24 protein-coding genes are annotated in these 22,420 nt (G+C 71.6%); 12 read left to right on the top strand and 12 right to left on the bottom strand.

The genetic code is table 11. The features are described from left to right. The first annotated feature begins 69 nt into the window (after positions 1-69). Positions 70-720 (top strand): hypothetical protein, encoded by a 651-nt coding sequence (locus tag AC07A6_RS15335; RefSeq protein WP_478777408.1) that lies wholly within the window; start codon positions 70-72, stop codon positions 718-720. Positions 721-825: 105 nt separating this feature from the next. Here AC07A6_RS15335 and AC07A6_RS15330 read toward each other — a convergent pair whose 3' ends face one another. Further along, positions 826-2,007, bottom strand: coding sequence for a class I SAM-dependent methyltransferase (locus AC07A6_RS15330; protein WP_478777407.1), 1,182 nt, complete (start codon positions 2,005-2,007; stop codon positions 826-828). Between the two features lie 90 nt (positions 2,008-2,097). Between AC07A6_RS15330 and AC07A6_RS15325 the strand changes: the two genes are divergently transcribed. Both AC07A6_RS15325 and AC07A6_RS15320 read left to right on the top strand, forming a co-directional pair. Continuing rightward, positions 2,098-3,045, top strand: coding sequence for a polysaccharide deacetylase family protein (locus AC07A6_RS15325; RefSeq protein WP_478777406.1), 948 nt, complete (start codon positions 2,098-2,100; stop codon positions 3,043-3,045). Between the two features lie 14 nt (positions 3,046-3,059). Next, on the top strand, positions 3,060-3,929 hold the full coding sequence (locus tag AC07A6_RS15320; RefSeq protein WP_362460712.1) for a polysaccharide deacetylase family protein: 870 nt from the start codon (positions 3,060-3,062) through the stop codon (positions 3,927-3,929). 641 nt (positions 3,930-4,570) lie between these two features. Here the strand turns inward: AC07A6_RS15320 and AC07A6_RS15315 are convergent. After that, positions 4,571-5,092 (bottom strand): GNAT family N-acetyltransferase, encoded by a 522-nt coding sequence (locus tag AC07A6_RS15315; RefSeq protein WP_478777405.1) that lies wholly within the window; start codon positions 5,090-5,092, stop codon positions 4,571-4,573. After that, positions 5,089-6,318, bottom strand: a complete 1,230-nt coding sequence (locus AC07A6_RS15310) for a Tat pathway signal protein (RefSeq protein ID WP_478777404.1) — start codon at positions 6,316-6,318, stop codon at positions 5,089-5,091. Before AC07A6_RS15310 ends, AC07A6_RS15315 begins: the two co-directional genes overlap by 4 nt. Before the next feature lie 174 nt (positions 6,319-6,492). On the opposite strand from AC07A6_RS15310, the gene AC07A6_RS15305 reads away from it, so the two are divergent. Continuing rightward, positions 6,493-6,702 (top strand): hypothetical protein, encoded by a 210-nt coding sequence (locus tag AC07A6_RS15305; RefSeq protein ID WP_362460651.1) that lies wholly within the window; start codon positions 6,493-6,495, stop codon positions 6,700-6,702. Further along, positions 6,695-6,952 carry a hypothetical protein gene (locus tag AC07A6_RS15300; RefSeq protein WP_478777403.1) on the top strand — a complete coding sequence of 86 codons (258 nt, stop codon included), beginning with the start codon at positions 6,695-6,697 and terminating at the stop codon, positions 6,950-6,952. The genes AC07A6_RS15305 and AC07A6_RS15300 overlap by 8 nt, the downstream gene beginning before the upstream one ends. Positions 6,953-7,529: 577 nt before the next feature. Here AC07A6_RS15300 and AC07A6_RS15295 read toward each other — a convergent pair. Next, positions 7,530-8,426, bottom strand: a complete 897-nt coding sequence (locus tag AC07A6_RS15295; RefSeq protein WP_478777402.1) for an RNA polymerase sigma-70 factor — start codon at positions 8,424-8,426, stop codon at positions 7,530-7,532. Positions 8,427-8,605: 179 nt separating this feature from the next. On the opposite strand from AC07A6_RS15295, the gene AC07A6_RS15290 reads away from it, so the two are divergent. After that, positions 8,606-9,664: an NAD(P)/FAD-dependent oxidoreductase gene (locus AC07A6_RS15290; protein ID WP_478777401.1), complete on the top strand. Its 1,059-nt coding sequence runs from the start codon at positions 8,606-8,608 to the stop codon at positions 9,662-9,664. 22 nt (positions 9,665-9,686) lie between these two features. Here AC07A6_RS15290 and AC07A6_RS15285 read toward each other — a convergent pair whose 3' ends face one another. After that, positions 9,687-9,995: an ArsR/SmtB family transcription factor gene (locus tag AC07A6_RS15285; protein ID WP_125817832.1), complete on the bottom strand. Its 309-nt coding sequence runs from the start codon at positions 9,993-9,995 to the stop codon at positions 9,687-9,689. Positions 9,996-10,100: 105 nt separating this feature from the next. Between AC07A6_RS15285 and AC07A6_RS15280 the strand changes: the two genes are divergently transcribed. Beyond that, the gene (locus AC07A6_RS15280; RefSeq protein WP_478777400.1) at positions 10,101-10,409 is read left to right on the top strand and encodes a putative quinol monooxygenase; all 309 of its coding nucleotides are present in this window, start codon (positions 10,101-10,103) and stop codon (positions 10,407-10,409) included. Positions 10,410-10,473: 64 nt separating this feature from the next. Further along, the gene (locus AC07A6_RS15275; protein ID WP_362460669.1) at positions 10,474-10,767 is read left to right on the top strand and encodes a YciI family protein; all 294 of its coding nucleotides are present in this window, start codon (positions 10,474-10,476) and stop codon (positions 10,765-10,767) included. Between the two features lie 129 nt (positions 10,768-10,896). Here the strand turns inward: AC07A6_RS15275 and AC07A6_RS15270 are convergent, their stop codons facing one another. The 4 genes from AC07A6_RS15270 to AC07A6_RS15255 are packed head-to-tail and all read right to left on the bottom strand — an operon-like array spanning position 10,897 to position 15,748. Continuing rightward, positions 10,897-12,306, bottom strand: a complete 1,410-nt coding sequence (locus AC07A6_RS15270; RefSeq protein ID WP_478777399.1) for an FtsW/RodA/SpoVE family cell cycle protein — start codon at positions 12,304-12,306, stop codon at positions 10,897-10,899. Continuing rightward, on the bottom strand, positions 12,294-13,556 hold the full coding sequence (locus AC07A6_RS15265) for an LCP family protein (protein WP_478777398.1): 1,263 nt from the start codon (positions 13,554-13,556) through the stop codon (positions 12,294-12,296). The genes AC07A6_RS15270 and AC07A6_RS15265 overlap by 13 nt, the downstream gene beginning before the upstream one ends. A 55-nt stretch (positions 13,557-13,611) precedes the next feature. After that, positions 13,612-15,057: a sensor histidine kinase gene (locus tag AC07A6_RS15260; protein ID WP_478777397.1), complete on the bottom strand. Its 1,446-nt coding sequence runs from the start codon at positions 15,055-15,057 to the stop codon at positions 13,612-13,614. A gap of 10 nt (positions 15,058-15,067) precedes the next feature. Next, the gene (locus AC07A6_RS15255) at positions 15,068-15,748 is read right to left on the bottom strand and encodes a response regulator transcription factor (RefSeq protein ID WP_478777396.1); all 681 of its coding nucleotides are present in this window, start codon (positions 15,746-15,748) and stop codon (positions 15,068-15,070) included. Between the two features lie 298 nt (positions 15,749-16,046). Here AC07A6_RS15255 and groES point away from each other — a divergent pair, with 298 nt between their 5' ends. Next, positions 16,047-16,355, top strand: a complete 309-nt coding sequence (gene groES / locus AC07A6_RS15250; RefSeq protein WP_030011064.1) for a co-chaperone GroES — start codon at positions 16,047-16,049, stop codon at positions 16,353-16,355. Positions 16,356-16,466: 111 nt separating this feature from the next. Further along, on the top strand, positions 16,467-18,095 hold the full coding sequence (gene groL / locus AC07A6_RS15245; protein ID WP_362460685.1) for a chaperonin GroEL: 1,629 nt from the start codon (positions 16,467-16,469) through the stop codon (positions 18,093-18,095). A gap of 151 nt (positions 18,096-18,246) precedes the next feature. Here groL and AC07A6_RS15240 read toward each other — a convergent pair whose 3' ends face one another. After that, positions 18,247-18,939: an ester cyclase gene (locus AC07A6_RS15240; RefSeq protein WP_478777395.1), complete on the bottom strand. Its 693-nt coding sequence runs from the start codon at positions 18,937-18,939 to the stop codon at positions 18,247-18,249. An 85-nt stretch (positions 18,940-19,024) separates the two neighbouring features. Continuing rightward, positions 19,025-19,798 (bottom strand): SDR family NAD(P)-dependent oxidoreductase, encoded by a 774-nt coding sequence (locus AC07A6_RS15235; protein WP_362460693.1) that lies wholly within the window; start codon positions 19,796-19,798, stop codon positions 19,025-19,027. A 173-nt stretch (positions 19,799-19,971) separates the two neighbouring features. On the opposite strand from AC07A6_RS15235, the gene AC07A6_RS15230 reads away from it, so the two are divergent. Then, positions 19,972-20,868 (top strand): LysR family transcriptional regulator, encoded by an 897-nt coding sequence (locus AC07A6_RS15230; protein WP_362460696.1) that lies wholly within the window; start codon positions 19,972-19,974, stop codon positions 20,866-20,868. A 124-nt stretch (positions 20,869-20,992) separates the two neighbouring features. On the opposite strand, the gene AC07A6_RS15225 is transcribed toward AC07A6_RS15230, so the two are convergent. Continuing rightward, entirely contained in the window at positions 20,993-21,319 is a 327-nt protein-coding gene (locus AC07A6_RS15225; protein ID WP_362460698.1) for a WhiB family transcriptional regulator, read from the bottom strand. Positions 21,320-21,698: 379 nt separating this feature from the next. Here AC07A6_RS15225 and AC07A6_RS15220 point away from each other — a divergent pair, with 379 nt between their 5' ends. Further along, positions 21,699-22,310 carry a response regulator transcription factor gene (locus tag AC07A6_RS15220; RefSeq protein ID WP_003948568.1) on the top strand — a complete coding sequence of 204 codons (612 nt, stop codon included), beginning with the start codon at positions 21,699-21,701 and terminating at the stop codon, positions 22,308-22,310. Positions 22,311-22,420: the final 110 nt, after the last annotated feature.

Here is a 22,420-nt window from a genome sequence, read left to right as displayed (position 1 = left end):
GGCGGTGGTCGGGGCGGTGTCGAGGAGTGCTGCGGCGAAGCTCGAACGGCCGCGGTTAGGGTCATGCCCATGCCGAGACTGCCCGCCCGTGAGCTACCGCCCCCGCCGCCGCCCGCGCACCTGCGCGAATGGCTGGACGAGGGCGTCGTACGGGCCGACCGCGCGCGTTTCCTCGCGGACCTGAGCCGGCGCAGCCTGGGCCTGGGGCGGCTGCTGTCGCTCTGGTGCGTCGCGGCGGCCTTCGCGCTGGGCTGGACCCTGGCCGGCCTGGCCGTGACGGCCTTCGCCGCTGGCGGCGGGCTCGGCGGCGTTGCGTGCTCCGCGGCCGGGGCGGCGGTCCTGCTGTACGCCGGGCTCTGCCTCGCGCGGGGCGCCCGGCAGGAGCGGCGGGTACGCCGGCTGCTGTGCGCCTGGGTCCTGGCGGGCCACGACCCCGAGGCGGACGCCCGCCTGCGCGCCCCGGCCCGCAGCGCGGTGTGGCTGACGGCCTCCCTGGCCCTGGGCGGCTTCGGCCTCTGGCTGGCGTTCGCGTCGGCGTCCGGAGCCAGGCCGGGCACGGACACGTACGGGGAGGTCGCCTACTTCACCGGATTCGGCATGATCCTGTGGATCACCGCCCTCCTGGGCCTGGCCAAAGCCGCGGCCTACCACCGCTGGACCCACACCCCGACCCCGGCAAGCCCGCCCCTCCCGGCACCCTCCACCCTCGCCGGGGTCTGAGCAGCGGGCCGGCCAATCCAGCCTCGCCGGCGTTTGAGGCGCGGGGTCCGGGGCAGAGCCCCGAAGCCCGGGGCCGCTCGCGCGGCGGCGCGGCACGGAACCCCGCTACCCCCGACCGCCGGCCGGACGGCCGATCAGCATCGCCGGCGCCCCCGCCACCCGCGTCAGGAACACCGTCGCCGAGTTAGGACCCTGCGGCTTCACCTTCTTGCGGAGCTCCTCCGGCTCGATCGCGGACCCCCGCTTCTTCACCGTCAGGATCCCGACCTCCCGCTCCCGCAGCAGCGCCTTCAGCTTCTTCAGCCCGAACGGCAGCACGTCCGTGATCTCGTACGCCGTCGCGTACGGCGTCTCCCGCAGCTCGTCGGCCGTGATGTACGCGATGGTCGGGTCGATGAGCCGCCCGTCCAGCCGCGCGGCCACCTCCGCGACGAGGTGCGCCCGGATCACCGCCCCGTCGGGCTCGTACAGCCAGCGCCCGACCGGCCCCGCCTCCGGGTCCGGCAGCGGCTCGGCGGTCTCCAGCCCCACCGGCCCCGGCAGCAGGGTGGCCCGTACCGTGCCGGGGGCGGTGCCGAACCACAACACGGCCTCCTTCACGTCCCCGTGGTCGGAGATCCACTCGGCCTCGGCCTCCGCCGGCACCGCCTCGTGCGGGATCCCGGGCGCGATCTTGATGGCGGCGAACTTCGCCGCCCGCGCCGTCTCCACCGCCCACGACAGCGGCGGCGAGTACGACTCGGGGTCGAAGATCCGCCCGCGCCCGCCGCGCCGCGCGGGGTCGAGGAAGACGGCGTCGTACGCGGACACGTCGACCGCCGTCACGTCCGCCTCCCGGACCTCGATCAGGTCCGCCAGCCCCAGCGCCTCGGCGTTGGCCCGCGCGACGGCCACCGTCAGCGGGTCGAGGTCCACCGCCAGCACCCGGATCCCGCGCCGCGCGAGCGCCAGCGCGTCCCCGCCGATCCCGCAGCACAGGTCCGCGACGCTCCGTACGCCGAGCCCGTGGAGCCGTTCCGCCCGGTACGCGGCCACCGGCGCGCGGGTGGCCATCTCCCCGCCGCCGGGCGTGAAGTACATCCGGAAGGCGTCCTCGGCCCCGAACTTCGCCACCGCCCGCTGCCTCAGCCGGGCCTGCCCCAGCGCGGCCGACACCAGCCCGGCGGGGTGCTCGCGGCGCAGCCGGGTGGCCACGGCCAGCTCCTGTGCGGGGTCGTAGTCGCGGAGGGAGTCGAGGAGGGCGCGGCCCTCGGGGGTGAGGAGCGCGGCGAAGTCTTCGGGGGTCACCGGTTCATTGTGGGCCAGCCGGTGGAAGGCGGGCGTCCGGCCGTGGTGTCGCCCGGGACGTGGAGTCGGATGGTGAAAACATCCGCTGCTATGCAGCTTGTACGACAAAAGGGAAATAGTTCGCAGTTTGGTCACCGGTCCGCGCGGCCCCCGCGCGGCCGGTACGGGGTGGCCCTGGCCGCACTGCTGGTCGCCGCCCTGGGTACGGGGTGCGGGGCCACGGAGCCCGAGAAGCCGGCCAAGGGCAAGCCCGGCCAGGGGGCGGAGGCGGGCGGCGCGGCCGGTGCGCTCGCCAACTCCGCCGAGAAGCTCAAGGCCGCCCAGCAGGCCCGGATCGCCGCCGCGAAGAAGTGGCGACTGGCCAAGACACCGCTCCTGGCCCCGGCCGCACCGAAGACGAAGCCCGAGATCACCACGCGCGAGGGCTTCGAGGTCGAGGACCAGGACGAACTGCCCCCGGTCTTCACCACCGTCCCGACCGAGGACAAGGTCGTCTTCCTGACCGTGGACGACGGGGCCGAGAAGGACCCCGAGTTCATCAGGATGATGAGCGAGCTGAAGATCCCCTACACGGCGTTCCTCAGCGACTACCTCGTGCGCGACAACTACCCCTACTTCAAGGAGATGCAGGCCGCGGGCGTCACCCTGAACAACCACACCCTCAACCACCGCTACATGCCCGGCCTCTCGTACGAGCAGCAGCGTGAGGAGATCTGCGGCCAGCAGGACACCATCCAGAAGCAGTTCGGCAAGCGGCCCTCGCTCTTCCGCCCGCCGTACGGCAACTACAACCAGGACACCCTGAAGGCCGCCAAGTCCTGCGGCATCAAGGCGGTTCCGCTGTGGAACGCCGAGGCGTTCGTGAACCGGATGGACTACCGCGAATGGGACCGCGACCTCCATCCCGGCGACATCATCCTCACGCACTTCCGGGGCCGGGAGGACTGGAAGGGCACGATGCCTGACATGATCCGTCATGTCATGAAGACCGTCACGGACAAGGGATATGCCGTGGCCCGCCTGGAGGACTACTTGTGAGGTACGCGCGCCGGCTGGTAGCCGGGACGCTGACGGCCGGCGCGCTCGCGCTGTCCCTGACGGGGTGCGGGAACAGCGTGGACCCCATCGAACGGCTGGGCCGCAAGACCGCGCCGGACAGCGCGTCCCCGTCCACCTCCCCGTCCGCGCCGGCCCCCGCGGCGAGCTCCGCGCAGGCCGGTGCGGCGGGGGACGAGGCGTACCGGAAGTGGGGCCTGAAGGCCCCCCTCCAGTACGCCCCCAAGCCGGCGCAGAAGCCCCAACTCCCCAAGGCCACCCCGGGCAAGGCCGCCGTGCTGGACCGAATACCCGTCGCGCCGACGGAAAAGGTCGTCTTCCTGACCTTCGACGACGGTGCGGAGAAGGACCCCGAGTTCCTGAAGATGGCGGCCGACCTGAAGCTGCCGATCAGCATGTTCCTGACGGACAACGTGGCCTCCTCGGACTACGGCCACTTCGAGAAGCTCCGCGACAACGGCTCCGGCAGCACGGTCAACAACCACACCCTGACCCACCCGAACCTCCGCACCCTGCCCTTCGCGGCGCAGAAGAAGGAGATATGCGGGCAGCAGGACCACCTGGAGAAGCGCTTCGGCAAGCGGCCCCCGCTCTTCCGCCCGCCGTTCGGGAACTACAACGACGACACCCTCAAGGCCGCCGCCGAATGCGGTGCCCCGACGGTGGTCCTGTGGCGGGCGTCGATGCAGATAAACGACTTCCAGTACGCGGAGGGCTCCGCCCTCAAGCCGGGCGACATCATCCTGGCCCACTTCCGCGGCCCGTCGGAGCTCAAGGGCGCGACGGAAACCCAGATGACGACCAAGATGCTCCAGCGCATACAGGACCAGGGGTACAAGATCGGCCGCCTGGAGGACTACCTGTAGGGGGCTCGCGGTGGGTTCTCGCGGTGCGGGCCCGCTATCTCCCCCTCGACCCCGTGGGGTGGGGCGGTGGTTGCCCACCCGCCCCCTTGTCTGCGGGCCGGGGGCCGGGGAAGCGGTATCCCCCTGGGCGGCCTCAGAGCGGGTTGGGGGTTTCCCGTCAGTCCCATCGTCCTTCCGTGTCGTGCCGGCCTGTCAAGGGCGCTCCTTCGTCGCGTCACTTCGTGATCGCCTTCGGCGACCCTTGACAGGCCGACCCGCCCCGGAAAGCCGAAAGACTGCCGGGAAACCCCCAAAGAAACGGCACGGTCGATAGTCGGAGGGACGGGTCCCTCAGCGATGGGCGAGGGGCCGGGCGTCGGCCGGCCGGGCATCCGGGCCCGTCCAGTCCCGATTCCGGGCCAGGGGAGCGGCTACCCGCACGAGAGGCCGATCAGGGCCCCCTGGGAAGCCCCCAGGCGCGACAGATCGCTACGCGCTTCTCTTTTCTCAGCGTCCGGCGACCGTCTGGGGCCGATACCCGTGCCAAATGTTGATCAGAGGCCCATTCGGCAGCGGTAGGCGCATCGGATCGCTACGCGCTCCTCATTTCTCGGCGTCCGCCGCTGCTCTTGGGCTGTTGTTCGCAAGGCGCGTCCTGCCCCTCACGGACGAAGGGCGCGGACCATGACGGCGAAGAGGGGACTGTCAGGGAAGGGCTGTTGGGTGCCGACCTGGGTGTAGGACCAGGATTCGTAGAGGCTCCGGACCTTGGGGTGGGCGGTGTCGACCAGGAGGACCGAGAGGGCTTCGGGCCGTTCGGCCAGGAGGGCTTCGTGGATGCGGTGGGCCGTGCCGGTCTTGCGCCACTGGCGACGAACCATGATCTCGGACACCGCGTACGTGCGGGTTCCGGAAGCCGGCCGGGGAGCGGTGTGGTGGCCCTGCCACCATTCGGCGCCCTCGCGCTGGGCGGCGCCGTAGGCGTAGCCGACCGGTTCGCCCTCGTCATAGCCGATGACGCAGGTGAAGCCGGGGTTCTCGCTCCAGTGGTCGACGAACCAAGGGAACCGCTGCACGAACGGGTCGTCCATCTGCGCTGCGTAGACCTCGGCGTGTACATCGATGAGGGTTTGGCGTATGGCCTTCGCAGTGGTGTGGTCGTGGTGGACGAGTTCGAGCGTCACGCGGGACTCCTCTGCTGGTTCCAGGTGCGGGTGATTTCGGCGCCGGGCGCGAGGCCGTTGAGGGCGGTGGTAAAAGTGCGGATCAGATGGTGGATGCGGCCGGTGTCCGCTGAGCCGGGAGGCGGGATCGCCGCCTGTGCGGTCGCGCAGGCCTGCTCCGCGTCCCCTTGGGCCAGCTGGGCCAGGGCGGCGTGCGCCGTGTAGTAGGCACGATTGCGGTGCTGGTCGGCGCGGAGGGCACCGAGACAGCGGTAGGCGTGGTACTCCGCCTCCTCGGCACGGCCCAGGCGCAGGTGCGCGATGCTTGTCAGGCCGTCGAGCTCCCCGTGGGTGAAGAAATCCATGGAGGCCGGCCGGCGGCGCGTGAGGTCTGCCCGGGCGAAGGAGTCTGCGGCTCGGTCGAGGGAGCGCAGGGCTCGGTCTTGGTCGCCCGTTCCGGGCAGGGCCAGAGCGAGGCGGGCGTGACTGAGAGATGCGTACAACGGATCGTTGCGGTGCACGCTGGTGGTCATGGCCGCTTCGGCGGCGGCAACGGCGTCGGCATGGCGTCCGCGCTGGTCGGCGAGCATGGCGGCGTAGCGCCACACCTGGTGCTGGACTTGGCCGTCGCCTGAGAGCCCGGCGAGGGTGACGGCACTCTCCAGATGGCGTTGCGCGCGGTCGAGCTGGCGGGAGTCGACTGCGGCCCAGAGGGCCGCAGCCGTGAAGGCCGCGGCCAGTGCGTAAAGGTGCCCGCGGACACGCTGAGTGGCACTGCCGTTCTGCTGGAGGTCCATGGTGTGGCGTGCCAAGCCGAGGGCGCGAGCCTCTGCCGGGGTGCCGCCGCCCTTCACGTCGTCCATGGCGATCAGACGGACGAGCTCCGTGCCGAGCCTGTTGATGTCCGTGCTGCCGATGGTGGGGCGGGACGCCACGGCGGCGGTCACGGCTGATCCGGCAGCGACCGCTATGAAGGTACGGCGGTGCAAGGGCTCCTCCAGGTCGCCCGAGGGCGCATCGAAGCCGAGGGCTTCGGCGGTACAACCGAACACCGCTTCCAGAGCGATGCGCTGGCGCCCCTGTGGCCGACGAGATTCCCCGCTGAGATAGCGGCGCACGGTCCGATCGGTGACGAGCCCCCGCCTCCCGGTGAGCCGTTCAATCGCGTCATTCATGCGTTCTGCCAGCTCGGCACGGGTGAGCTGCAGTTCTGCCATGCGCGCCGCCAACTCCGCGTTCGCCGCCATGAGGCCACGGTAGATCCGGACGGTATCCAGGCGCTTCCGGCTGCGTAAAGCCCGCGCAATTTCGTCCGGGTGGCCGCGACTTGAACGCGACCGGTTCGCCCTCCCCGTCAGCCGTCCGCTGGGCGTTCACTGGGCATGCAGCTCGTCCCACTGAACCGACCAGGAGAAGCCGTCATGGACGAGAAGAACAACGGAGCCGGCTCCGCCCGCCGCACACGACTGCTCGTGCCCTGCCGTTGTGCCGAACGGCCGGACGGCGAGGATCCGCCCTGGCGGCCGGGATGGCAGCCGGGTCTCAGCGCCGAGCTGACCGCCCGCGCGGCTGCTGGGTGGCAGCGGTTCACGCGCAGTGCGGCCGAGGTGCCGGAGTCGCCGAATGACTGAGCGGTACGAGTACGTCCCTCACCGCCTCCTGCGCCGTCGCGTGCGCGACATCGCGTCCGGTGCAGAGGGGGAGCTGATGGCCGTGATCAACGAGAACGTCTCGGACTCTCCCGTCCACGAGCGCTGGATGGAGCTCGCCTACATCCGGGGCGCCTCGGGCCGTGAGTTCACCACGGCCGTCACCAACATCCAACCCGCTGACCACCAGCCCAGGACGGCCGTCGGCCGCCGAGACCAGAGGAGCGCGTAGCGATCTGTCGCGCCTGTCGGCTCCCTGGGCTGCTGTTTTCGCCCTCTGGTGCGGGTATCGGCCACAGGCGGTCGTCGGACGCTGAGATGTGAGGAGCGCGTAGCGATCTGGCGCGGCTGGGGGCTTCCCAGGTCGCTCTGGTCGGCCTCTCGTGCGGGTAGTCGCGCCCCTGGCCCGGAAACCGGGCATCTGAGGGCCCGGATGCCCGGTGGGCCGGCGCCCGGCGCCTCGCTTCATCACTGACACGGCCGCTCCTCCAACCATGGACCGTGCCGTTTCTTTGGGGGTTTCCCGGCAGTCTTTCGGCTTTCCGGTTCGGGTCGGTCGGTCAAGGGTCGCCGTAGGCGATCGCGTAGCGACGCGACGAAGGAGCGCCCTTGAGGGACCGGCCCGAACCGGAAGGACGATGGGACTGACGGGAAGCCCCCAACCCTCCCTGAGACCGCCCAAGGGGCTACCGCCCACCCGGCCCCCGGCCCGCACCCAGGGAGGCGGGTGGGCAACCACCGCCCGACCCCACGGGGTCGAGGGGGAGATAGCGGGCCCGCACCGCGAGCCCCGCTCTGCCCCCGGAGGGTCACCGCCCCAGCGCCGTCTCGTGCTCCATGCGCGTCAGTTTCTGCGGGTTGCGGACCGAGTAGAGGCCCGTCACGAGGCCGTCGTCGATCCGCAGTGCCACGACCATCTCGACCTCGCCGTCGATCCGCATCAGGAGCGCCGGGTGGCCGTTGACCCGGGTCGGCTCCGCGGTCATCAGCGGGCCGAAGGCGGCGACGCCGGCCGCCAGCAGGCGGGCCACCTTCTCGGCGCCCACGACCGGTCGCGGCATGGCCTGCTTGATGCCGCCGCCGTCGCTGAGGGCGACGACGTCCGGTGCGAGGAGGTCGACCAGGCCCTGGAGGTCGCCCGTCTCCAGTGCCCGACGGAAGGCGTCGAGGGCGGCGCGGGTCTCGGTCGCGGAGACGACTCCGCGCGGCCGGCGCGCGGCGACGTGCGACCGTGCCCGGTGGGCGATCTGGCGGACCGCCGCCGGGCTCTTCTCCACGGCCTCCGCGATCTCCTCGTACCCCAGGTCGAACACCTCGCGCAGGACGAACACCGCCCGCTCGGTCGGCGTCAGCGTCTCCAGGACCAGCATCATCGCCATCGAGACGCTGTCGGCCAGCTCGACGTCCTCGGCCACGTCCGGCGCGGTCAGCAGCGGTTCCGGCAGCCAGGGGCCCACGTAGGTCTCCTTGCGCCGGCTCAGCGCGCGCAGCCGGCCGAGGGACTGCCGGGTCGCGATCCGGACCAGGTACGCGCGCGGCTCCCGCACCGTTTCGAGGTCGACCCCCGCCCAGCGCAGCCAGGTCTCCTGGAGGACGTCCTCCGCGTCCGCGGCCGAGCCGAGCATTTCGTAGGCGACGGTGAACAGCAGCTTGCGGTGGCTGACGAACGCCTCGGTGGCGGGGTCGGGACGGCCGTCCTCGTTCATGTGCGGTCTCCTGGTTCCTTCGTGCGTGGCCATGTCGCGCATACGACGCCGAATCCCGCTGCTTTGTGACAGCCCCCGCGGCTCCCGTCCTGTGACGCGCGACACGTGCGGCTCCCTGTCACAAGCGCGGCCCGGCCGGCATCTCATGTCCGACCAGTCGCGTTGACGAGGAGGACGACATGAAGGTCGTGGTGGTGGGCGCCGGCTACGCGGGGATGCTCGCGGCGAACCGGATCGCCAAGAAGGTGAAGGGCGCGGAGGTCACGGTGGTCAACCCGCGCGCCGATTTCGTGGAACGCGTACGGCTCCACCAGCAGGTCGCCGGGACCGCCGCCACGGCGACGCCCCTCGCGTCGATGCTGCGCCCCGGGATCACCGTCCGGGTCGCCACCGTCGAGAAGGTGGGCGACGGGCACGTCACCCTGGCGGGCGGGGAGAGGCTCGACTTCGACCACGCGTTCCTGGCCGTCGGCAGCACGGTCCGGGCCATGGCCGGAACCGTCCCGGTCGGGACCTGGGAGGGCGCGGAACAGGCCCGCGCGGAGCTCGGTGCCCTGCCCGCGGGCAGCACGGTCACCGTGATCGGCGGCGGCGCGACCGGCATCGAGACGGCGGCCGAGGTGGCTGAGGCCCGGCCCGACCTGCGCGTACGGATCATCGGCCCGTCGGTCGCCGACGGCTTCTCCGACCGGGCGCGGACCAAGGCCCGCACCGGACTTGAGCGCCTGGGGGTCGAGGTGGTGGACGACACCGTCACGGAGGCCGCCGGCGGAGTCGTGCACCTGCGCTCCGGGGCGGTGGCCGCCTCCGACCTGACCCTGTGGGCGATCGTGTCCGACGTACCCGACCTGGCCGCGCGCAGCGGCCTCACGGTCGACGCGCGCGGGCGGGCGCTCGTGGACGAGTGCCTGCGCAGCGTCGACGACGGACGGATCTTCGTCGTGGGCGACTGCGCGGCGGTGCCCGGCGCCCGCTTCGCCTGCGCTCTCGCCGGCCCGCAGGCCGCCCACGCCGCCGACACCCTGGTCCGCCTGACCGGCGGCCGGGAGCCCGAACCGTACGCACTGCGGTACGTGGCCCGGGCCGTCACGCTCGGACGCAAGGGCGCGGTGGCCCAGTTCACCCGCCGCGACGACACCCTGCGCCGCGCCTGCCTCACCGGACGCACCGCCGTGGTGGTCAAGGAGCTGGCCTCGCGGGGAGGCAAGTACGGCGCCCGCACGGGTACCGGGGGGTGAACGCCCCGGCCGGGGGGGGGCGCTACTCGGCCGTCAGGATGGCTAGGAGTCCGGGGAAGCGGGCCTCGATGTCGGCTCGACGCAGGCCTGCCATCCGGCTATTGCCCCGGTCGACCTGGTGGATCAGGCCGGCCTCCCGCAGGGTGCGGAAGTGGTGGGTGACCGTCGCCTTGGAGACCGGCAGGGAGAAGGAGGCGCAGGTGCGCGCCGTGCCTTCCGGGGCAACGGCCAGCTCGCGCACCACACGGCGGCGCAGGGGATCGGCGAGCGCGGACAGCACCCTGCCGAGCTCGATCTCTTCGACGGTCGGGTGACCCTCGTCGTCGGGCATGATGGCGGCCTCCTCCCTCAGGTATGGATTGGATCTTACCTCCGGCGGCTGCTAGCGTCCGATAGGTACGAACTCGATCGTACCTATCTGTGGGGGAGAACCTTGATGGACCAGCTCGTCTCGCTCGTCGGCATCGCCCGCTCCAAGCCGGAACGCGCCCAGGAGGTCATGGAGCTCCTGCTCTCCTTCGTGGAGCCCACCCGGAAGGAACCGGGCTGCCTGGAGTACCACTTCCACGAGGACAAGGAGGAGCCCGGTGTCTTCGTGTTCTACGAGGTGTGGCGCACCCAGGCCGACCTGGACGCCCACCTGGCGCTCCCGCACATGCAGGACTTCTGGGAGCGTCGAATGGACTACCTGACCACCGATGTGGAACTCCGCTTCGTGAACATGCGCAGCCCTTACGGCCATTAGGGCCTGTCCTCCGCCTCGTGGAATCGGGTCGCAGAAGCCCTGGGCTTCCCCTTACGGTTCGGACATGTTTGTTGTCACGGTGAGCTACACGGTTCCGCTGGATGAAGTCGACCCGTGGCGACCGGCCCACGGCGAGTGGCTGAACGACCTCATTTCACGCCGTCTGCTGCTGGTGGCCGGACGGCAGGTGCCTTTGGTCGGCGGTGTCTACCTTGCCCCTCGGATGCCCAGGGAAGACCTTGACGGCCTTCTCGCCGGTGATCCGTATGCCGTCAACGGCGTCGCGACACATACGGTCGTGGAGTTCACGCCGTTGCTGGTCGCGGACGGTCTGGAGGAGCTCAAGTCTCTGGAGTGAGCCCGGGTCCCGGATCGGGACTGGACGGGCCTGGATGCCCGGCGGGGGGGGGACCCCCCCCCCCCCCCCCCCCCCCCCCCCCCCCCCCCCCCCCCCCCCCCCCCCCCCCCCCCGCACCGCGAGCCCCCCTCAGCGGACCCCCGCCCCCGCCGTCACCACCGGGGTGATCGTCGTTTCCGCCGGGCCCATCGCGTCGGCTTCGCGTTGGCGTTCCGCGCTGTCGCTGATGCGCAGCAGCAGGGCGATCATGATCCAGTTGGCCAGCAGTGACGAGCCGCCCTTCGCCAGGAAGGGGAGGGCCTTGCCCGTCAGGGGGATCAGGCCCGTCACGCCGCCCGCGACCACGAAGACCTGGAGGGCCAGGGCCGCCGCGAGGCCCACCGCCAGCAGCTTGCCGAACGGGTCCCGCGCGGCCAGCGCCATGCGCAGGCCCCGCTGTACGAGCAGGGCGTAGATGATCAGTACGGCCATGACCCCGGCCAGGCCGAGCTCCTCGCCCACCGTCGTCAGGATGAAGTCGCTGCGCCCCGCGAACTTGATCAGCTCCGGGTGCCCCATCCCGAGGCCGGTGCCCGAGACGCCGCCGGTGCCGAAGCTGAACAGCGCCTGGGCGGACTGCTCCGAGTCGAGGCCCTTCGGGGGGTTCGGCGAGTACACGGCCAGGGGGTTCAGCCAGGCGGCGACGCGGCCCTTGACGTGGGGTTCCGTCGAGCCGACCACGAACGCGCCCACGGCCGCCATCAGCAGGCCGCACACGATCCAGCTGGTGCGCTCGGTGGCCACGTACAGCATCACCACGAAGACACCGAAGAAGATCAGCGAGGTGCCGAGGTCGCGCTCGAAGACGAGCACGAGCAGCGAGATGATCCACACCGTGATGATCGGCCCGAGCTGCCGCATCGGCGGCAGTCGCATGCCCAGGAACTTCCGCCCGGTCAGGGCCAGGGAGTCGCGGTGGATGACCAGGTAGCCCGCGAAGAAGACCGCGATCATGATCTTCACGAACTCGCCGGGCTGGAGCGAGAAGCCGAAGAGGATGATCCAGCGCTTGGCGCCGTACGTGTCCGCGCCGAAGAACGCCGGCGCGATCAGCAGCACCAGCGCGACGGCCATCGTGATGTAGATGAAGCGCTGGAGCAGCCGGTGGTCGCGCAGCAGCGCCACCACCAGGATGCAGGCGGCGACGCCGACCACCGTCCACATCAGCTGGTCGGGCGCGTTGGCCGTGGAGTTCCACCGCTCGATGTAGCCCTGGTCGAGCCGGTGGATGAGCACCAGCCCCAGCCCGGTGAGCAGCATCGCGAGCGGGAAGATCAGCGGGTCCGCGTACGCCGCGAACCGGCGGATGCCCAGGTGCCCCACCAGGGACAGCAGCGTCATGCTGATGACGAAGCTGGTGAGGTGCTGCGGCAGCTCGCCGTTCATGGCCAGCCCGGCGCTGACGTGGCCGAAGACGGCGATGCCGATGACCAGGAGCAGCAGCAGCGCTTCGGTGCGACGGCGGGCGCCCGCCACCGTCAGGGGCCTCAGTCCACGCACGGGATACCGCCGCCGTCGATCGCACCCTTCTCGGGCTGGGGCGGAGGCGGGGCGGATGACGGGGGAGACGCAGGGGAAGACGGGGAGGAAGAGGGAGGAGAGGGAGAAGAGGACGGCGCGGCGTCCGGGGCGCCCGGGGTCGTCGCAGTGGTCGACCGGGGACCGATCTGCTCGGCAATGAGGCGCTTTATCTTCATATCATCTACGACGTTGATGTCCTCCCCATGGTTCCTTCCGAAGCCCTCGATGGGGAGTGTCGTGAACCGCACTTTCCCCCCGGACAGGTTCTTCGCCTGCTTCACGAACGACAGCAGGTCCCACCCCGCGTCCGTCACGACGTCCTCTTTCGCCGTGTCGATCAGCTTGAGCAGCTTCACCGGGTCCGTGAAGGTCCCGGCCGAGTTCAGCTTCTGCGTCGCACCCGCGAGGAAGGCCTGCTGCCGCTTCGTCCGGTCCAGGTCGCCCATCTCCAGCCCGTGCCGCTGCCGTACGAAAGCCAGGGCCTGTCGGCCGTTCAGGGTCTGCCGGCCCGCCGGGAAGTCGGCGCCCGAGTACGAGTCCTTCACCGGCTTCTTCAGGCACACCGGTACGCCGCCCAGCGCGTCCGCGAGGTGGTAGAAGCCGGCCAGGTTCAGCTCGGCGAAGTGATCGACCGGGACGCCCAGGAAGTTCCGCACCGTCTCGATCTGCGCCCGGCGCCCCGCCTCGCGCCCCTCCCGCTCCAGCCGGCGCCGGTCCTGCACGCCGTCCCGGGACAGCTGCTCCTCCTTGGCGGCCTTCGCCAGCCCGTACGCCTTCTTGATCTTGTCCTTGCCGTTGCCCTTGTCCTGATGGCCGGGGCCCTGTCCGCCGGCTATCTGCACGAAGTCGTCGCGCGGTATCGAGAACGCCTTCGCCTCGCTGCCGTCGCCCGGTACGTGCAGCAGGATCAGGGTGTTCGCGTTGTAGCCGCCGATGTCCGAGCTCCCCGCGTGCAGCTTGTCGAGGACCTCCTCGGGCAGCGGGTCGCCGTTCTGGTCGCGCCGGCTGTCCAGGCCCATGAGCAGGATGTTCACATCGCCGTGCGCCGACTTCGCGGCGCCGTCCAGGGCCTTGGAGCTGGCGATTCCGGACGCGAGGTCGTGGTAGACGTACCAGGCGCCGCCGCCCGCCATCACCGTCAGCGCGCAGCCCGTGATCAGCAGTGTGCGTGCGAGCCGTCGGCGCCGTGAGAGCCTGCGGTGGCCGGTCTTCCTCCGTTGAGCGCTCATGCCGCTCGATCCTGGCGCAGCGGCGCTGAAGGAATCCTGAAACCTGAAGGCCCCCTCAGCGGCCGTCCCGCCCGGACGGCAGCCACAGCTCCAGCAGCGCGCCCCGGCCGCCCGGCGCGCCGAGCGCGCGTACGCCGCCCCCGTGGGCCCGCGCGATCTCCCGGGCGATGGCCAGGCCCAGGCCGGTGCCGCCGCTGGCCCGGCCCCGGTCCGCGTCGAGGCGTACGAACCGCTCGAAGACCCGGTCGCGGTCCGCCTCCGGGATCCCCGGGCCGTCGTCGGCCACTTCCAGCACCGCCCGCCCGTCCCGCGCGGCCGCCCGCACCACGACCCCGGCGTCCGCGTACCGCAGGGCGTTGTCCACCAGGTTGGCCAGGGCCCGCTCCAGCCGCGCCGGGTCCCCGTACGCCGGCACCGGCGCGGGCGCCTCCAGCCGCAGCGGCACCCGGGGCGCGGGCCGCCGCGCCGCGTCCTCGGCCGCCAGCAGTGCGAGGTCCACCGGCTCGGGGCGGGGCGCGGGCCCGCCGTCGAGGCGGGCCAGGAGCAGCAGGTCGGCGGCGATCCGCTGGAGCCGCTCGGTGTCGGCCAGCGCGGCGGCGACCGACGCCCGGTCGGGCCGCTCCATGGCGAGGGCCACCTCCAGCCGGGAGCGGACGGCGGCGAGCGGGTTGCGCAGCTCGTGCGAGGCGTCGGCGGTGAACTGGCGCTGCCGGGCGTCGGAGCGCTCCAGTCGGTCGAGGGTGTCGTTGACGGTCCGGGCCAGCTGGGCGATCTCGTCGCCGCCGCCGGGGTCGGGGACGCGCCGGTCGAGCTCGCTCGCGGTGACGGCGGCGAGCCCGGTGCGGATCGCGGTGACGGGGCGCAGCGCGCGGCCGGTGGCCCACCAGGCCAGGGCCGCCGCGAAGGCGGTCAGCGGGGGAGCGCCGGCGAGGAGGCCGGTGGCGATGGCGCGGGTGGCGTCGTCGACGTCGCCGAGCACGGTCACCGCGTAGACGGTGTGCGGATCGTGCGCGCCGGGCGGGCCGGGGGCCTCGACGGCGACGACCACGCGCCGCTGCGCGCCGGGGTGCGCGGGCGGCAGTACGGCCGAGCGGGAGTCCTGGCCGGGGCCGGGTCGCAGTCCGTCGAGGCGCGGGGGGTCCTTGGGCGTTCCGGCGGCGGTGCTGGCGACGTCGCGGCCGTGGGCGTCGCGTACGAGGACCAGGTCGACCCCGCCGTCGGGCGCGGGCAGCCGGCCGCCGGGCGGGAGGGTCCGGGTGTCGAGCTGGGCGGCGACCTTCCGCGCGGCGAGCTCGGTGCGGCCGGTGGTGTTGTCGAGGAGGTTGCTGCGCATGAGGCTGTGGAGCCACAGCCCGCCGGTGGTGAGGACCGCGGCCATCGCGAGGGCGGCGGCGAGGGCGGTCCGCGCGCGCAGGTTGCCCACGAGGGGGCCGCGCCGGCTCCCGCCGCTCCCGCTCCCGCCGCGCCGGCTCCCGCCGTCCGCCCCGGGCCCCTCACCCACCCCAGGCCCCTCACCCACCGTCGGGAGCCATGCGGTAGCCGGTGCCGTGGACGGTGAGGATGGAGCGGCGGCCGAAGGGGGCGTCGATCTTCTTGCGCAGGGAGGAGACGTAGACCTCGACGATGTTCGGGTCGATGCCGTGCGGGGCGTCCCAGACCTCGTCGAGGACGTCCTGCTTGGCGACGGCCCGGCCGGGGCGCCGCATCAGGCAGGCGAGGACGCCGACTTCGCGGGCGGTGAGTTCGATGTCGCGGCTCCCGCGGCGGCAGCGGCGGTCGAGCGGGTCGAGGAAGAGGTCCCCCGCCCGGAGCTCGGTGGGTTCGGGGGCGGCGGCGCGGCGGGCGAGGGCGCGCAGCCGGGCGGCGAGCACCAGGAAGGAGAAGGGCTTGGTGAGGTAGTCGTCGGCGCCGGCGTCGAGCCCTTCGGCCTCGTCGTGCTCGCCGTCCCGGGCGGTCAGCATCAGGACGGGGGTGGGGTCGCCGTGGGACCGCATCCGGGCGCATATCTCGGCGCCGCCGGGGCCGGGGAGCATCAGGTCGAGCAGGACGGCGTCGTACGGTCCGCCGGTGAGGGCCAGTTCGAGGCCGCGGTGGCCGTCGTGGGCGAGCTCGACCTGGTGGCCCTCGGCGGACAGGCCCTGGCGGAGGGATTCGGCCAGGTTCTCTTCGTCTTCGACCACGAGGATGCGCACGCCCCAAGCCTCACATACCGGGCAGTGGCTCCTCGGGCCCCGGGGCGCCGCGGTCCGGTTCCCGGCCGGTCGGGGTTCAGCCGAACGGGGGGTTCGGCGGCCGGAATGCGTGGAACCAGCGGACCGTGTTGGCACTCCGCTTGACCGAGTGCTAATCGCCGGAATAGTGTCACACCTGGCACTCGCCCCCGGTGAGTGCCAACACAGCGACAGGCTGGTCCGGCACCCGCGACGACGGATCGACCTGGTCGCCACCTCAGACAGTTAACCCCGGATCTCCGAAGGGGGAGGTCGGATCGTGACGACCGCCAGCTCCAAGGTTGCCATCAAGCCGCTTGAGGACCGCATCGTGGTCCAGCCGCTCGACGCCGAGCAGACCACGGCCTCCGGCCTGGTCATCCCGGACACCGCGAAGGAGAAGCCCCAGGAGGGCGTCGTCCTCGCGGTCGGCCCGGGCCGCTTCGAGGACGGCCAGCGTCTCCCGCTGGACGTCACCGTCGGCGACATCGTGCTGTACAGCAAGTACGGCGGCACCGAAGTGAAGTACAGCGGCGAGGAGTACCTCGTCCTCTCGGCCCGCGACGTGCTCGCGATCGTCGAGAAGTAATTCGCTTCAAGAAGTTTGCTTGAGCTGCGCCCCTGGTCACCCCGCTGATTGCCGGGCGGCGAGGGGCGCGGTTCGTTAAACCCGAGTTTTCGAGAGGGCTGAACCGCTCCCATGGCGAAGATCCTGAAGTTCGACGAGGACGCCCGTCGCGCCCTCGAGCGCGGCGTCAACAAGCTTGCCGACACGGTCAAGGTGACGATCGGCCCCAAGGGCCGCAACGTCGTCATCGACAAGAAGTTCGGCGCCCCCACCATCACCAACGACGGTGTCACCATCGCCCGCGAGGTCGAGCTGGACGACCCGTACGAGAACCTCGGCGCGCAGCTGGTGAAGGAGGTGGCGACCAAGACCAACGACATCGCGGGTGACGGCACCACCACCGCCACCGTGCTGGCCCAGGCGCTCGTCCGCGAGGGTCTGCGCAACGTCGCCGCCGGCGCCTCCCCGGCCGCCCTGAAGAAGGGCATCGACGCCGCGGTCAAGGCCGTGTCCGAGGACCTCCTCGCGACCGCCCGCCCGATCGAGGACAAGTCGGACATCGCCGCCGTGGCCGCGCTCTCCGCGCAGGACTCGCAGGTCGGCGAGCTCATCGCCGAGGCGATGGACAAGGTCGGCAAGGACGGTGTCATCACCGTCGAGGAGTCCAACGCCTTCGGCCTGGAGCTCGAGTTCACCGAGGGCATGGCCTTCGACAAGGGCTACCTGTCCCCCTACATGGTCACCGACCAGGAGCGTATGGAGGCCGTCCTCGACGACCCGTACATCCTGATCAACCAGGGCAAGATCTCCTCCATCCAGGACCTCCTGCCGCTGCTGGAGAAGGTCATCCAGGCGGGTGGCTCCAAGCCGCTGCTGATCATCGCCGAGGACGTCGAGGGCGAGGCCCTCTCCACCCTCGTCGTCAACAAGATCCGCGGCACCTTCAACGCGGTGGCCGTCAAGGCCCCGGGCTTCGGTGACCGCCGCAAGGCGATGCTGCAGGACATGGCCACCCTCACCGGTGCCACCGTCATCGCCGAGGAGGTCGGCCTCAAGCTCGACCAGGCCGGTCTGGACGTCCTCGGTTCCGCGCGCCGCGTGACCATCTCCAAGGACGACACGACCATCGTCGACGGTGGCGGCAACGCCGCTGACGTCGCGGGCCGCGTCAACCAGATCAAGGCCGAGATCGAGGCCACGGACTCCGACTGGGACCGCGAGAAGCTGCAGGAGCGCCTGGCGAAGCTCGCCGGCGGCGTCTGCGTCATCAAGGTCGGCGCCGCCACCGAGGTGGAGCTCAAGGAGAAGAAGCACCGCCTTGAGGACGCCATCTCCGCGACCCGCGCCGCGGTCGAGGAGGGCATCGTCTCCGGCGGTGGCTCCGCGCTCGTCCACGCCGTCAAGGTCCTGGAGGGCAACCTCGGCCTGACCGGCGACGAGGGCACCGGCGTCTCCGTGGTCCGCCGCGCCGCCGTCGAGCCGCTGCGCTGGATCGCCGAGAACGCGGGCCTCGAGGGCTACGTCATCACCTCGAAGGTCGCCGAGCTCGACAAGGGCCAGGGCTTCAACGCCGCCACCGGCGAGTACGGCGACCTGGTCAAGGCCGGCGTCATCGACCCGGTCAAGGTCACCCGCTCCGCCCTGGAGAACGCCGCCTCCATCGCCTCCCTGCTGCTCACGACCGAGACCCTGGTCGTCGAGAAGCCGGCGGAGGAGGAGGCCGAGGCCGGTCACGGCCACGGTCACGGCCACAGCCACTGACGCTGACGCGTCCGCGCGCTTCGACGAGAAGGCCCCCGCCCCGCCGTTCACACGGTGGGGCGGGGGCCTTCCCGCTTTCCGGGGCCGTTCCGGGGTCGTTCCGGGGTCGTCCGGGGCCGTCCGGCGCCGTCCGGGGTCGCCTGAGCGGGCGTCACTCCATCATGCCCAGCTGCCGCATCACGGCCATGGCGTCGTAGTGCCACCAGCCTTCCTTGATCTTGCCGTCCTGACATCGGAAGACCGTGGTGCCGGTCATCGTGCAGGTCTTGCCGGTGGGGGCGACGCCCATGAACTCGCCCTTGTGCGTGCCGGTCCAGGTCCACAGGGTGGTGACGTAGTCGTCCTGTGCCATCTGGGCGTCACGGGTGAAGGTGAAGTCGAAGGCGGCGCGCCACATCTCGGTGTCCTCGCGGATCGCGGCGTAGCCGTGCTTGTCCTCGGGGTTGGAGATGTCGTGGTCGTGGTAGTCCGGGGCGAAGATCTCCTCGATGACGGACATGTCGCCCTTCATCGCGATGTCGTCGTACATCCGGTTCACCATCAGGGTGTTGAGGTGCTCGTCGCGGACCGTGTCGAGGTTGGTGAACGTCGGCATGCCGTCGCACAAGGCCGTCATCTCGTGGAACATTCGGTCCGTCTCGGGGAGGTTGGAGTTCTTCATGGCCTCCTCGTACGAAGGGAACTCGACGAAGTTCACGTAGTGGTCCGTCTGGTCGCGGTCCTTGCCCACGACGCTGTGGGTGACGGTGCGCTTGCCCTGGCTCTGGGCGACGTACTTGTCCAGCAGATCGTTCATCGCCTCGGGCTGGTGAGTCCTGTAATCAACCAGTTGTACGAATGTCATGGTGGGCTCCCGTGCTGGCCCCGTGCTGGATGGGACGTGTCCAGTTTAAGGAGGATTCACCCGTTCAGCCCGATCTACCGGCGGGTCACTGGGGCCCGTACTTGCGGCCCGTACGGGAGGAGACCCCGCCGAGCAGCCCGCGCGGCGTCAGCTTCACCACGCCCATCAACGCCTTGTAGCGCGGGTCCGGGATCGACACGGTCTTGCCGCGCGCCAGGTCGGCGAGCGCGGCGGCCACCAGCTTGTCCGCGTCGAGCCACAGCCAGCCCGGGATGTTGTCCGTGCCCATGCCGGCCCGCTGGTGGAACTCGGTCCGCACGAAGCCGGGGCACAGGGCCATCAGGCGGACCCCGGAACCGCCGAGGTCCCGCGCCGCGCCCTGGGTGAACTGCACGACCCAGGCCTTGCTGGCGCCGTAGGTGCCGCGCGGCACGAAGGCGGCGACCGAGGCCACGTTCACCACCCCGCCGCGCCCGCGCGAGCGCATCGACTCCGTCGCCGCGGAGGTCAGCCGCAGCACCGCCTCGATGTGCACCTTCAGCATCGTCAGCTCGTCGGCCATGGAGACTTCCAGGTAGCGGCCCTTGTTGCCGAAGCCCGCGTTGTTGACGAGCAGGTCCACCGGGTGCGTGCGGTCGCCGAGGCGGGTCTCGACGGCCTTGATGCCCTCCTCGGTGGAGAGGTCGGCGGCCAGCACCTCGGCCTCGATGCCGTGCCGGTCGTGCAGCTCGGTCGCCTGTTCGGCGAGCCGCTCGGTGTCACGGGCCACCAGTACGAGGTTGTGGCCCTGGGAGGCCAGCCGGCGGGCGAAGGCGGCGCCGATGCCCGCCGTGGATCCAGTGATCAGCGCAGTCGTCATGTGCGCAAAATAGCCGCCCGCGCCGACCGGCGGGCTTCCGCGGGCACGCGCGTGCGATCCCGTGTTCCCCGGGGCCCGCGGAACACCCGCGCGGGCCGCCCGCCCGGAGCCTCCTCCCAAAGCTGCGGCTGGGGGATTGGCGCCGCGGTCAAAGCCGGTCTTATGCTCGAAGGGTGATCGAGGCACGCCACCTCCGGATCCTGCGCGCTGTCGCCGGGACCGGTTCCTTCTCCGCCGCCGCCCGCGAGCTCGGCTGCACCCAACCCGCCGTCTCCCAGCAGATGAAGGCCCTGGAGCAGTCGGCCGGGACCCCGCTGCTGGTGCGCGCCGGCCGCGAGATGCGGCTGACCCAGGCCGGTGAGGCCCTGGTGCGGCACGCCGCCGGGATCCTGGCCGGGCTGACGGCGGCCGAGGAGGAGGTCGCGGCCATCGCCGGGCTGCGGGCGGGCCGGGTCCGGCTCGTCTCCTTCCCCAGCGGCAGCTCCACGCTGGTGCCCACCGCGCTCGCGGCGATGCGCGCCGAGCACCCGGGTACGCGCATCTCCCTGGTGGAGGCGGAGCCCCCGCGGTCGGTGGAGATGCTGCGCGAGGGCGACTGCGACGTGGCGCTGGCCTTCCGCTACGCCGGGGCGTCGGCCGTGGCCGAGTGGGACGACCTGGTGGCCACCCCGCTGCTGACCGACCGGCTCGTCGGGCTGGTGCCCGAGGGGCACCGGCTGGCGGGCGCCGGCCGGGTGGGCATGGCGGAGCTGGCCGACGAGCCTTGGATCGCGGGCTGTCCGCGCTGCCGCCGGCACCTGGTGGAGGTGTGCGAGGGGGCGGGCTTCACCCCGCGGATCGACTTCGCCACCGACGACTACCCCGCAGTGGTCGGGCTGGTCGGGGCGGGGCTGGGGGTGGCGGTGCTGCCGGAGCTGGCGGTGGAGTCCGTACGGGCGAAGGGCGTGAGCACCCTGGCCGTGGAGCCGGCCGTGGAGCGGGAGGTCGTGGCGCTGACGCTGCCCGACCTGGCGCGCGTGCCGGCGGTGGCGGCGACCCTGGGTGAGCTGGTGCGGGCCGCCGCCCGCTGACCGTACGGGGGGCGTACGGCCGGACGGGTGACGGCCCGGCTCCGAGCCGCGGCGCCGCGCCCGGGGTGTGGCCGGGGGCGCGGCGGGGGTGCGGGCGGATGTGAGGGAACGTTCCTTCTGGCGGTCAGTGCGGCGGGACGGGGCCGATCGCGCTGGAGGCGGGGATCAGCCGGTGTCGTGCGCGGCCCATCAGTTCCTCGCGTTCGTCCTCGGTGAGCCCTCCCCAGACCCCGTAGGGCTCTCGGACGGCGAGTGCGTGCGCGGCGCATTCCGAACGCACCGGGCAGCGCATGCAGACCTCTTTAGCCGAGGCCTCGCGCGCACTCCTGGCCGCGCCCCGCTCGCCTTCCGGGTGGAAGAAGAGGGAGCTGTCGACTCCGCGGCAGGCGGCCAGCAGCTGCCAGTCCCACAGGTCGGCGTTCGGTCCGGGGAGGCGGGAGAAATCTGCCATTGGTAGTCCTCTTGGTGCCGGGTACTACGCGGATACGGTCCATGTCTCCACACCTACTGTCGTAGTAGATGTAAATATGACTCATTGGGACCCTAGCCTCAGACACATGGCAAACGGAAGGAAAGCCGCCAAATAGGGCATAGCTCCAGATGGAGGACAGTCGGCGCGTGGCTCCGGCGCGGTGATCGGTTCCTCACGTAGAGTGCCGAAGGTGTCCGTCCGACCCGTAACTCTTTCGAGTGACCATCGTTGAGAGAGCGAGTGCGGTTGAAACGAGAGGTTCCCGGACAGGTGTCCGAGGGCATCGACCGCACAGGTGACGATACGTACCAGCCTGGAGGCTCAAGGTGACGCGCATCAGCAGCTGCGGAGGGCGGTCATGACTTCCGTCCTCGTCTGCGACGACTCCCCGCTTGCCCGAGAGGCGCTCCGTCGCGCGGTTGCCACCGTGCCCGGCGTCGAGCGTGTGACGACGGCTGCCAACGGCGAGGAAGTCCTCCGCCGCTGGGGCGCCGACCGCTCCGACCTGATTCTGATGGATGTACGGATGCCCGGCCTGGGCGGTGTCGAGACGGTCCGCCGGCTCCTGTCCGCCGACCCGGGTGCCCGCATCATCATGCTGACGGTCGCCGAGGACCTGGACGGGGTGGCCCTCGCGGTCGCCGCCGGCGCCCGCGGCTACCTGCACAAGGACGCCTCGCGCGCCGAGCTGCGGGCCACGGTCACCCAGGCGCTCGCCGACCCCACCTGGCGACTGGCCCCGCGCCGGCTCCGCTCGGCCGAGATGGGGGCCGCCCCCACCCTGACCGCGCGCGAGATCCAGGTGCTGGAGGGCATGAGCCACGGCCGGTCCAACGCGGAGATCGGGCGCGAGCTCTTCCTCTCCGAGGACACGGTCAAGACGCACGCCCGCAGGCTGTTCAAGAAGCTCGGCGCCTCGGACCGGGCGCACGCCGTGGCACTCGGCTTCCGCTGGGGTCTCGTCCGCTGACCGCGGCACCGGCGGGCGGCGGCGGTCCTTGTGCCTTTCTGCCCCCGTGGGCGGGGGGGGGAACGCCCGCGTCCCCCAGACAAGAGCCCCCGAAGACCCCCCCCCCCCCA

The organism is Streptomyces sp. NPDC044002 (assembly GCF_056434525.1).
The sequence above is the reverse complement of the archived record's forward strand: the minus strand, read 5'-3'. Positions and strand labels throughout refer to the sequence as shown.